Raw genomic sequence first — 11,455 nt, 5'->3', positions numbered from 1 at the left:
CGCCGTCGGCGACGGCACGCCCGCGCCGCCGCCGACGGCCGTGCCCCGCGGCGATCTCCCCACGGCAGGCGACGGCGCCCCGGACAACCACGTGGGCCCGGGCGGCTGACCGCCGTCAACCGCCCGCGTCCTTCAGGGCGCGGGCGAAGGCGGCGTGGACGTCGGCCGTGAACAGCACGAACCGCACCTCCTCCACCGCCGTGACCACCGCCGTCTCCAGCGCGGTCTCCAGCTCCGCGCCGGCGGCCCGGACGGTGGTCACCGCGATGCGGGCGGCGTCGTCCACGGGCCAGCCGTAGATGCCGGCCGACACGGCGGGCAGCGCCACGGTGGCGGCGCCCAGCTCGCCGGCCACCCGCAGCGCCTCCCGGTAGCAGGAGGCCAGCAGCGCCGAGCGGTCCTCGCGGGTGGAGTGGACGGGACCGGCCGTGTGGATGACCCACCGGGCGGGCAGCTCGCCCGCCGTGGTGGCAACCGCCCGGCCCACGGGCAGCCCGTCCGGGTAGCGGGTGGCGCGCAGCCGCCGGCACTCCGCCAGGATCGCCGGGCCGCCGCGCCGGTGGATGGCCCCGTCGACGCCGCCTCCGCCGAGCAGCGACGGGTTCGCGGCGTTGACGACGGCGTCGACCCGCTGCTCGGTGATGTCCCCCTGGACGAGCGTGATCCTCATGCGACCGAGTCTTCCGCACCGGGCGCCGGTTATTCGGTTGTGCGGCGGGCCGGCCGTCTGTTGTACTCCCGGCGACGACAGAGCACAGACCAAGGAGGCGGAGATGCGGCGTAGGTCCATGTCCATTCGGCAAGGAGGTTCCATCTACGTGAAGGACATGACGCTTCGTGCGTACGCTCAACCTGGGGATCCTGGCGCATGTAGACGCCGGTAAGACGAGCCTGACCGAGCGGCTGCTGCACGCCGCCGGTGTCATCGACGAGGTCGGCAGCGTGGATGACGGCACCACACAGACCGACTCGCTCGCGCTGGAACGCCGGCGCGGCATCACCATCAAGTCCGCCGTCGTGTCGTTCACCGTCGGCGGCGTCACGGTCAACCTGATCGACACGCCCGGCCACCCGGACTTCATCGCCGAGGTGGAGCGGGCCCTCGGCGTGCTCGACGGCGCCGTGCTGGTCGTCTCGGCCGTCGAAGGGGTGCAGGCGCGGACCCGCGTGCTCATGCGCACGCTGCGCAGGCTGCGCATCCCCGCGATCATCTTCGTCAACAAGATCGACCGTTCGGGCGCCGATCCGGGGCGGGTCCTGCGGGCCGTCGCCGAGAGGCTGACGCCGGACGTCGTACCGCTGGGCGCCGTGCGCCGGGCCGGCACGCGCGACGCCGCCTTCGTCCCGTACGGGCCCGGTGACGCCGCCTACGTGACCGGGCTGGCCGAGGCGCTGGCCGAGCGGGACGACGCGCTGCTGGCCGCCTACCTCGACGGCGGGCCCGCCCTCACCCACGACCGGCTGCGCCGCGCGCTCGCGGACCAGACGGGGCGGGCGCGGGCGTACCCGGTGCTGTTCGGGTCGGCGATCACCGGCGCGGGCGTGGACGCGCTGCTGGCCGGGGTCGAGGAGCTGCTGCCGGCCGCCGACCCCGACCCGGACGCCCCGGCGTCGGGCACCGTCTTCAAGGTCGAGCGGGGGCCGGCCGGGGAGAGGGCCGCCTACGTGCGGATGCTGTCCGGGACGCTGCGGGTGCGCGACCGGGTGCGCTTCGGCCCCCTCGCCGGCGCCGGTGAAGGCGCCGGTGAAGGTGCCGGCGGGGGCGCTGGTGAAGGTGCCGGTGAGGGTGCCGGCGACGGCGGTGGCCAGGTCGGGGGTGAGCGGGAGGGCAGGGTCACGGCGATCCGCGTGTTCGACCGGGGAGCGGCGGGTCCGGGGGCGGCGCTCCCGGCCGGGCGGATCGGGACGGTGCGGGGCCTCACCGGCATCCGGATCGGCGACGAGATCCGCCAGGCCGAACCCTCGGCCGCGTCCCCGGGGGCCCCCCCGGCCCTCGCCGTGGATCACGCCCGGCCGGTGCGGGCGCCCGGGCGCGGGTGGTTCGCGCCGCCCAGCCTGGAGACCGTCGTCGTGCCCGCCCGTCGCGCCGACAGGGCGGCGCTGCACGCGGCCCTGACCGAGCTCGCCGAGCAGGACCCGCTCATCGGCCTGCGCCAGGACGACGAGCGGCAGGAGATCTCCATCTCCCTCTACGGCGAGGTGCAGAAGGAGGTCGTCCAGGACACGCTGGCCGCCGAGTACGGCCTGCACGTCACCTTCCGCGAGACCACCACCATCTGCGTCGAGCGCCCCGCCGCCACCGGCGAGGCCGTGGAGCTCCTCGGCCAGGACGGCAACCCGTTCGTCGCCACGCTCGGCCTGCGGGTCGAGCCCGTCCCGCCCGGCGCGGGCGTCTCCTTCCGCGTGCGGGCCGAGCTGGGCACGCTCCCGCTGTACGTGTACAAGTCGGTCGGGGAGCTGGCCGAGACGATCGGCGGCACGGTGCGCGAGACGCTCCGGCAGGGTCTGCGCGGCTGGGAGGTCGTCGACTGCGCGGTCACCCTGACGCGCTCCGGCTACATCTCGCCGATGTCCACGGCACGTGACTTCCGGCTCCTGACGCCGCTGGTGCTGATGAGCGCGCTGCGGCGGGCCGGGACGGTCGTGTGCGAGCCGGTCCACCGCTTCCACCTGGAGGTCCCGGCGGACACGGCCGGGCAGGTCGCGGCCGTCCTGGGCCGGCTGCGCGCCGTTCACGGCGACACGGCACGACGGGGCCCGTGGTACGAGCTGGAGGGCGACATCCCGGCCGCCGAGGTCCACCGGCTGGAACGGCGGCTGCCGGGGCTGACCCGGGGCGAGGGCGTCCTGGAGACCACCTTCGACCACTACCGGCCCGTCCGAGGGCCCGCACCCGTCCGGCGGCGCGACGGCCGGAACCCGCTCGACCGCGAGCAGTACCTCCTGCACGTCGCGCGGCGGGTGTAGCCGATGACCTCCGAGACCCGGCAGGACCGGGACGATCGGCATGCCACCGAAGACGGGCGCCTCCGCGCCACGCAGCGCGCCGCCACGGACCGGAGCGGGGAGGTCCGGCGGGATGTGCTGCGGCTCATGTGGCCGGGACGGCGGGCCGCCGTGGTGCTGGGCGTGGCCGTCGCCGCCATGACCGTGCTCCCGCTGGCCGGCCCCCAGCTCACCCGCCGCTTCGTCGACGACGCCATCGCCGGCGCGGGCACCGGCCGGCTCACGCTGATCGCGCTGGCCGCCCTCGCGGCGGCCGTCGCGGGGCAGGCGGCCCGGCTGGCGGCCGCCTGGCTGGCGAGCCGGCTCGCCTGGGACGGCACCGACCGTCTCCGTGAGCGCCTGGCCGGGCACGCGCTCGGCCTCGACATGGACTTCCACGGCAGGCACACGCCTGGCGAGCTGATCGAGCGGGTGGACGGCGACGTGGTGGCCGTGTCGGGGTTCGTCGTGGCGTTCCTCATGGACGTCGTGGCCGGCGGGCTGCTGCTGGCCGGGGTGATCGCCGTCGTGTTCGCCGCCGACCCGCGTCTCGGCGCCGCCCTGCTCGCGTACTGCGTGCTCGTCGGGTTCGGCACGACGCGCGCGCAGCGGCTGGCCGTGCCCTCCGCCGCCGCGGCGAGAGCGGCCCAGGCGCGGCTGTACGGCGAGATGGAGGAGCGGCTGGCCGGAGCCGAGGACATCCGCGCCAACGGCGCGGGCGGGCACGTCGTGAGCCGCTTCCTCGGCACCGCCGCCGTCTGGTACCGGGCCGAGCACCGGGCCGACCGGATCGGCAGCGGCCTGCTGGCGGGCACGTCGGTCGCGTTCGCCGCCGGGACGGCGCTCATGCTGGCCCTGGCCGCGTGGGCCCGGGCGAGCGGGACGCTCACGGTCGGCACCGCCGTCCTGGTGTTCCAGTGCACGGTGATGGTGCGTACGCCGTTCGAGCGGCTGATCGACCGGCTGCGCGACTACCAGGGCGCCCTCGCGGGGATCACCCGCATCGGCGGCCTGCTGGCCGAGCGGCGCACGCTGCCCGCGCCGGCCCGGCCCCGCCGGCTGCCCGCGAGCGGGCCGCTCGCGCTGGAGCTGGACGCGGTCGCCTTCGGCTACGACGCCCGCGACGCCCCCGAGGAGCGGGTGCTGGTGGACGTCACGTTGTCGCTGGCGCCGGGGGAGACGCTCGGGCTGGTCGGCCGCACCGGGAGCGGCAAGACCACGATCACGCGGCTCGTGCTGCGCCTGTACGACCCGGTGCGGGGCGCCGTGCGGGTGGGCGGGCTCGACCTGCGCGACGTGGACGCCGTCTCCCTGCGCGAGCGGGTGTGCGCGGTCACGCAGGACGTGCGGCTGTTCGGCGCGAGTGTCCGCGACAACCTGACCCTGTTCCGTCCCTCGCCCGGCGACGACCGGTTACGGCGGGCGCTGGCCGACGCCGGGCTCGGCGAGTGGCTGGCCGGGCTGCCCGACGGGCTCGACACCGAGCTGCGGGGCGTCTCGGCCGGGGAGGCGCAGTTGCTGGCGTTCGCGCGGGCGTTCCTGGCCGACCCGGGGCTGGTCGTGCTCGACGAGGCGTCCAGCCGGCTGGACCCCGCCACCGAGCGGCGCGTCGAGCGCGGCATGGACCGGCTGCTCGCCGGCCGCACGGGTGTGATCGTCGCGCATCGGCTGTCGTCGCTGGCACGGGTCGACAAGATCGCGGTCATGTCGCACGGGCGGGTCGTCGAGTACGGCCGCCGCGAGGAGCTGGCGGCGGACCCGGGCAGCCGCTTCGCGCGCCTGCTGAAGCTGGCGGGGGTGACCCGATGAGCCGCGCGGGAGGTGACGTGGACCCGAGGGGCCGTTCCGGGCGTGGGGCGGGCGTGTGGACGGTGGTGGCGGGACTGGTGCGGTTCGACCTGCGCAGGTTCCTGGTGGGCGCGCTGCTGTGGATGCCGGTCAGCGTGCTGCCGCTGGGCACCGGCCTGGCGCTCCAGGCGATCTTCGACGGGATCAGCGGGCAGGCCGCCGCGGCGCCGGGCCAGGTGCTGTGGCTGTGCGCCGCGCTGGTCGGCGTGGAGCTGGCCCGGGGCCTGACCATGGTGGTCGCCTGGACGTACGGCGACTACTGGTGGGACGCGGCGGCCACCCTGCTGCGCTCCAACCTGCTCCGCTCGGTCCTCACCGCCCCGGGCCCGGCTGCGGCCAGGCTGCCGTACGCGCCGGGGGACGCGCTCGCGCGGCTGCGGGACGACGTGAGCGACCTGGTGGAGCTCGTGGACGAGGCGGTGCCGCTGGCCGGGGCGATCCTGTTCGGCGGGACCGCGCTCGGGATCATGGCGGCGATCGACCCCGTCGTCACGGCGGCGCTGGTGGTGCCGATGGTGGTGATCGGGGTCGCCGGCCGGCTGATGAGCCGCCGGGTCCGGCGGCTGCACCAGCGGGCGCGGGCGCTCGGCGCGGACGTCACCGCGTACGTCGGGGAGATGTTCGGCGGCGTGCTCGCGCTCAAGGTGGCGGGCGCGGAGGCGGCGGCCCTGGAGCGGCTGCGCGAGCGCAACCGGGCGCGGCGCGACGCCGCCCTCCGCGACCGGCTGGCCACCGACCTGCTGGAGGGTGTGACGAACGCGACCGTCGAGATCGGCGTCGGCCTGGTCCTGGTGCTCGCCGCGCCGGCCATGCGCCGCGGCGGTTTCACGGTGGGCGACCTGGCGCTGTTCACCAGCTACGCGGGCTGGCTGGCGGCGTTGCCGCGCGTCGTCGGCGGAATCCTCGCCCGGCTGCCGCACGCCACCGTCGCCACCGGCCGCCTCACCGCGCTCATGGCGCCGCACGAGGACGCCGGCGACCTGGCGCGCGACACCGGCGTGTGGTTCCACCGCGAGCCGCCCGCCGCCGTGCCGCCGCCGCGCCACGGCGACCCCCTGGAGGTGCTGGAGGCGCGCGGCCTGACCGTCCGCCTCGGGCCGCACGGCGCCGGGCTGCGGGGGGTGGACCTGCGGGTGCGGCGCGGCTCGTTCACGGTCGTCACCGGCGCCGTGGGCGCGGGCAAGACGACGCTGGTACGGGCCCTGCTCGGGCTGCTGCCGGTGGACGCCGGGACGATCACCTGGAACGGCCGGCCCGTCGCCGACCCCGGGACGTTCCTGGTGCCCGGCCGGGTCGCGTACGCCGGGCAGGTGCCCCGGCTGTTCTCGGCGTCGCTGCGGGAGAACGTGCTGCTCGGCGTCCCCGGTGACGGCCTGGAGCGGGCGCTGCGGCTCTCGGCGCTGGAGGACGACCTCGCCGCCATGCCGGAGGGCCCGGACACCGTGGTCGGGCCGCGCGGCGTGCGGCTGTCCGGCGGCCAGGTGCAGCGGGCGACCGCCGCCCGCGCGCTCGTACGGGCTCCGGACCTGCTCGTCCTCGACGACCTGTCGTCCGCGCTGGACGTCGAGACGGAGGAGCTGCTGTGGGAGCGGCTCGCGACGGCCGCGCGCGACGGGAGCGGGCCCTCGACGCTGCTGGTGGTGTCGCACCGGAGGGCCGCCCTCGAACGGGCCGACGAGGTCGTCGTCCTCGACCGCGGCCGGGTCGCCGGGCGCGGGCCGCTGGCCGGGCTGCTGGAGAGCTGCCCGGAGATGCGGCGGCTGTGGGCGGAGGAGCGGATCACGGAGGCGGGCGAGCGGGCACCGGACTGAACGGAGGCGGGCGAGCGGGCACCGGACTGAACGGAGGCCGGCGCGCGGGCACCCGGCTGAGGCGCCCGCGCGCCCGGGGGCATTTCCGGCGTACTGCGGGAAGGGGTGATTGACGCACGCTTCCGGGTGCATGACACAGTGGTCCACCGCAAGAAGGCGTCCCAGGGCGGGACGCGCGTCGCACAGGGGGAGACCGTGGTCAGTACGGCCGGCTCAGAGGTACGCCAGTGGCTGCTGAAGGGACTGCAGCGCGCCGACCCCCGCACCACCGGACCGCACCACGAGGAGGCGCCCGAGCACCAGCACACCTGGTGGCAGGTCATGTGCCTCACCGGCGTCGACTACTTCTCCACGCTCGGCTACCAGCCGGGCATCGCCGCCCTCGCCGCCGGCGCGCTCAGCCCGATCGCCACGCTGCTGCTGGTGGCGCTCACCCTGTTCGGGGCCCTGCCGACGTACCGGGCCGTCGCCGAGCAGAGCCCCCACGGGCTCGGCTCCCTGTCCATGCTCGAACGGCTGCTGCCCGGCTGGCGCGGCAAGCTGCTCGTGCTGTTCCTGCTCGGCTTCGTCGCCACGGCGTTCATCGTGACGATCACACTGTCGGCGGCCGACGCCACCGCGCACATCCTGCACAACCCGTTCGTGCCCGCGGCCCTGGCCGGCTGGCAGGTGCCCGTGACGCTGCTGCTGATCGCCGCGCTCGGCGGGGTGTTCCTCGCCGGGTTCAGCGAGGCCATCTCCATCGCCGTCGTCCTGGTGGCCGTCTACCTGCTGCTGAACATCGTCGTCGTGGCCACCGCCGTCCAGCATGTGCTCGCCGCCCCGGCCAAGGTCACCGACTGGCAGAACCTCCTGGCCACCGACTACGCCAGTCCCGTCGCCATGGTCGCCGTGTCGCTGTACGTGATGCCCAAGCTCGCCCTCGGCCTGTCCGGCTTCGAGACCGGTGTCGCCGTGATGCCGCTGGTCAGGGGTGACCTGGCGCAGCGGGTCAAGGGCGCGCGCAAGCTGCTGACCACCGCGGCGGTCATCATGAGCGTCTTCCTCATCACCTCCAGCTTCGCCACGACCGTGCTCATCCCGGCCGACGAGTTCGCCGAGGGCGGCTCGGCCAACGGACGGGCGCTGGCGTACCTGGCGCACGAGTACCTGGGCGACTGGTTCGGCACCGCCTACGACCTCAGCACCATCGCCATCCTCTGGTTCGCCGGCGCCTCGGCCCTGGCGGGACTGCTCAACATCGTCCCGCGTTACCTGCCCCGGTACGGCATGGCCCCCGACTGGTCGCGCGCCGCCCGGCCCATGGTGCTGGTCTTCACCGCCATCTCGTTCGTCATCACGATCTTCTTCGGCGCCGACGTCGAGTCCCAGGGCGGCGCCTACGCCAGCGGCGTGCTCGCGCTCATCCTGTCGGCCGCCGTCGCCGTCACCCTCTCGGCCTGGACCGGCCGCCGGACCAAGGCCGCCGTGCCGTTCGGGGTCATCTCGCTGATCTTCGCGTACGCCCTCGTGGCGAACATCATCGAGCGGCCGGACGGCCTGGTCATCGCCCTGCTGTTCGTGCTGGGCATCGTGATCACCTCGCTCGTGTCGCGGGCCACCCGCTCCACGGAGCTGCGCGTCACCGAGATCACGCTGGACGACCTCGCCCGCCGGTACGTCAACGAGACCGGCGACCTGCGCCTCATCGCCAACGAGCCGCACGCCCGCGACTGCAAGGAGTACGTCGACAAGGCCCGCGAGGCCTGGGAGCTGCACCGGCTGCGGCCCTCCGAGGGCATCCTGTTCCTTGAGGTCACGGTGCCCGACGCCTCGGAGTTCGCCAGCGAGGTCAGGGTCGTGGGGGAGGAGCGGCACGGCTACCGCATCCTGCGCATGGAGAGCCCGACCGTGGCCAACGCCATCGCCGCCCTGCTGCTCTACCTGCGCGACCAGACGGGCAAGATGCCGCACGTGTACTTCCACTGGGCCGCCGAGGGCAATCCGATCGGCGCGCTGCTGCGCTACCTGGTGTTCGGCGGCGGCGACATCCCCCCGCTGACCCGCGAGGTGCTGCGGCAGGCCGAGCCCGACGCCGCCCGCCGCCCGGTCGTCCACGTGGGCTGACCCCGCCCCGGAGGACGGCTAACGGGTGGGCCGGAAAGGCGTGACAGGCTTCCTGACCGATCCCGGTCGCCCGTCAGTAACGACAGCCGCGCCAAGGTATGACATATTGATCACTGATGCGGTTGGTGACTTGAGTGCAATTTGAGGCGTTGCTAGGGTGACCGGTGCCAGACATGTGGATCGACCTCTTCTCACGCCTTGACAGGCATCCGCTGACCAAGGCTCCCCAAGGGCGGATTTGTGCGCGCGCGGCATGGCGAGGGCCTTGCCCGCGAAGGGATGTACAGGCGGTGCTCGATGGATTTCGGTCGTTCTGATCGGTGGCGGCTGCCCACCGCGATCAAGATTTTGATCGCGGGCGGCTTCGGCGCGGGCAAGACCACGATGGTGACCGCCGTGTCCGAGACCCGGCCGCTGCGCACCGAGGAGATCCTCACCCAGATCGGCCAGCACATCGACGACCTGGCCGGCATCGAGGGCAAGCCGACCACCACCGTCGCCTTCGACTTCGGCCGCATCACGATCAGCGGCGACTACATGCTGTACCTGTTCGGCACCCCCGGGCAGGAGCGGTTCTGGTTCGTCTGGGACGACCTCAACATGGGGGCGCTGGGGGCCGTCGTGCTCGCCGACACGCGGCGCCTGGCCGACTGCTTCCCCGCCATCGACTACTTCGAGCAGCGCGACACGCCGTTCGTCGTGGCGCTCAACTGCTTCGAAGGCGCGCGGACGTTCACGATCGGCGAGGTCCGCAAGGCCCTCAACCTGGAGCCGGACATCCCCGTCGTGCTGTGCGACGCGCGCCGCCGCGACTCCGGCCGCGAGGTGCTCATCACGCTCGTCGAGCACGCCATGCGCCGGGGCGCCACCCCGGTCGGGACCATGTCGTGACCTCGACGGGCTATTTTTGACCGATGGAGGAGATCGACCGCCGGATCGTCACGCTCCTGGCCGGCGACGGCCGGATGAGCTTCACCGACCTGGCCAGGGAGACCGGGCTCTCGGTCTCCGCCGTGCACCAGCGGGTGCGCCGCCTGGAGAAGCGCGGCGTGCTGCGCGGCTACACCGCCGTCATCGACCACGACGCCGTGGGCCTGCCGCTGACCGCGTTCGTGTCGATCAAGCCGATCGACCCCGCCGCCCCGGACGACGCGCCCGACCGGCTCGCGCATCTGAGCGCCATCGAGGCGTGCCACAGCGTGGCGGGCGACGAGAGCTACATCCTCAAGGTGCGGGTGGCCTCGCCGGTGGCGCTGGAGGACCTGCTCCAGCAGATCCGCGCCGCCGCCAACGTCTCCACCCGCACCACGGTCGTCCTCAGCACGCCGTACGAGCACCGGGCCCCGGAGATCGCCCCGGAGGCCGCCTCGGGGGCCCCGGACCACTCGCCGGCCTGAGCAGCGTCAGGGCCCGACCGGCGCCCGGTCCGCCGCGAACGGCAGGAAGGGCGCCCGCGCCGCCTTCGCCGAGTCGGCCCCGGCGGCCGGGCCGCACAGGGCCACGATGATGTGCTCGGCGAGCGCGTAGTCGATGGGGCTCGGCTCCAGCGTGCCGTCGTCGCCGATCCGCTGGTACTTCGTGCGGTTCACCCCGAACGAGACCAGGCGGGCGCCGTCCTCGCGGATCAGCGACTGGGTCGCCATGCCGAAGACGACCCCGTCGTGCCCCCAGAAGCGCCCGCACGGCAGGTCCAGGGTGTACAGGCCGAGCCCGTAGTCGACGCGCCCGCCGCCCGCCAGCACCGGCACGGTCGTCCGCATCTCCGCGAGCGCCCCGGCGCCGATCAGCTCGCCGCCCAGCAGCGCCCGGTAGAAGCGGTTGAGGTCGTCCACGGTCGACACCAGCGCCCCCGCGGTGCTCGCCCACGACATGTCGTACGTGCTGTAGTCGCGCGCCGGGTCGATCAGCCCGTACAGGGACTCGTACGCCTTGGAGGACGGCCCGGGGATCCGCGGCGTGGCAGGGAAGGAGGTGTCGCGCAGCCCGGCGCGGCGGATGACGTTCCGGGTGATGTACCGCTCGGCGTCGACGCCGGTCACCTTCTCCAGCAGCAGGCCGGCGATGACGTAGTTGGTGTTGGAGTACGAGCCCGGCAGGGCCCCCGGCTCGCCGGTCGGCCGGGCGGCCAGGCCCAGACCGGCGAGCTCCTGGGGCGTGAACCGGCGGAACCGGTTGTCGTCGAGGCTGGCGGGCGAGCCCTGCGCCAGCGAGGGGAACGCGCCGACGATGTAGTCGCCGATGTGGCTGGTGTGGTTGAGCAGCATCCGCACGGTGATCTTCGCGCCTCGCTCGCCCGGGATGAGGCCCGGCAGGTAGCGGTCCACCGGCGCGTCCAGCTCGACGGCGCCCCGCTCGACCTGCTGGAGGATCGCCACCGAGGTGAACGACTTGGTGATGCTGCCCACCCGGTGGCGCATGCCGGCGAGCGCGGGGCGGCGGGTGACCACGTCGGCGACGCCGGAGGCGCCCCGCCACGTCCGGCCTCCGTCGACCGCCTCGGAATAGACGCCGTACATGCCGGCCTCATGGACGGCGTCGAGGGTCCGCCGCAACTCCGCCCGGTCGAGACCCGCGGGCGCGTCGGAAGAGGTGGTCGCCGAGGCGGGGGCGGGGCAGACGCGCGAGCCGGGCTCCACCAAGGTCGGCATGCGGCTGCGGGCGATCCTGCTCGACGCGGCCGAGCGTGGCCTGTCGCCGCGCGCCGA

The 11,455-nt window shown here is 74.5% G+C and carries 9 protein-coding genes; 7 read left to right on the top strand and 2 right to left on the bottom strand.

Going from position 1 to position 11,455, the window contains the following annotated elements; all coding sequences use genetic code 11:
* Positions 1–115: 115 nt before the first annotated feature.
* Positions 116–670 carry an O-acetyl-ADP-ribose deacetylase gene (locus tag ABZS51_RS40855; RefSeq protein ID WP_355453195.1) on the bottom strand — a complete coding sequence of 185 codons (555 nt, stop codon included), beginning with the start codon at positions 668–670 and terminating at the stop codon, positions 116–118.
* A 167-nt stretch (positions 671–837) separates the two neighbouring features.
* Between ABZS51_RS40855 and ABZS51_RS40850 the strand changes: the two genes are divergently transcribed.
* The 6 genes from ABZS51_RS40850 to ABZS51_RS40825 all read left to right on the top strand — a co-directional run bounded on the left by ABZS51_RS40850 (position 838) and on the right by ABZS51_RS40825 (position 10,147).
* Positions 838–2,967, top strand: coding sequence for a translation factor GTPase family protein (locus ABZS51_RS40850; RefSeq protein WP_355453192.1), 2,130 nt, complete (start codon positions 838–840; stop codon positions 2,965–2,967).
* Positions 2,968–2,970: 3 nt separating this feature from the next.
* Positions 2,971–4,794, top strand: coding sequence for an ABC transporter ATP-binding protein (locus tag ABZS51_RS40845; protein ID WP_355453189.1), 1,824 nt, complete (start codon positions 2,971–2,973; stop codon positions 4,792–4,794).
* Positions 4,791–6,644: an ABC transporter ATP-binding protein gene (locus ABZS51_RS40840; RefSeq protein WP_355453186.1), complete on the top strand. Its 1,854-nt coding sequence runs from the start codon at positions 4,791–4,793 to the stop codon at positions 6,642–6,644. The genes ABZS51_RS40845 and ABZS51_RS40840 overlap by 4 nt, the downstream gene beginning before the upstream one ends.
* Positions 6,645–6,770: 126 nt before the next feature.
* Entirely contained in the window at positions 6,771–8,750 is a 1,980-nt protein-coding gene (locus ABZS51_RS40835) for an amino acid transporter (RefSeq protein ID WP_355453183.1), read from the top strand.
* 297 nt (positions 8,751–9,047) lie between these two features.
* Positions 9,048–9,641, top strand: a complete 594-nt coding sequence (locus ABZS51_RS40830) for an ATP/GTP-binding protein (RefSeq protein ID WP_310709088.1) — start codon at positions 9,048–9,050, stop codon at positions 9,639–9,641.
* A gap of 23 nt (positions 9,642–9,664) precedes the next feature.
* Complete coding sequence (locus ABZS51_RS40825; protein ID WP_355453180.1) at positions 9,665–10,147, top strand: Lrp/AsnC family transcriptional regulator; 483 nt, start codon at positions 9,665–9,667, stop codon at positions 10,145–10,147.
* Positions 10,148–10,153: 6 nt separating this feature from the next.
* Here the strand turns inward: ABZS51_RS40825 and ABZS51_RS40820 are convergent, their stop codons facing one another.
* Positions 10,154–11,266, bottom strand: a complete 1,113-nt coding sequence (locus tag ABZS51_RS40820; protein ID WP_355453177.1) for a serine hydrolase domain-containing protein — start codon at positions 11,264–11,266, stop codon at positions 10,154–10,156.
* Between ABZS51_RS40820 and ABZS51_RS40815 the strand changes: the two genes are divergently transcribed.
* Positions 11,265–11,455: hypothetical protein (locus tag ABZS51_RS40815; RefSeq protein WP_355453174.1), on the top strand; the 191-nt coding region annotated here is incomplete at its 3' end. The genes ABZS51_RS40820 and ABZS51_RS40815 overlap by 2 nt on opposite strands.

It is taken from the genome of Nonomuraea sp. NPDC005501, assembly GCF_040605905.1.
Lineage (GTDB): Bacteria > Actinomycetota > Actinomycetes > Streptosporangiales > Streptosporangiaceae > Nonomuraea.
The sequence above is the reverse complement of the archived record's forward strand: the minus strand, read 5'-3'. Positions and strand labels throughout refer to the sequence as shown.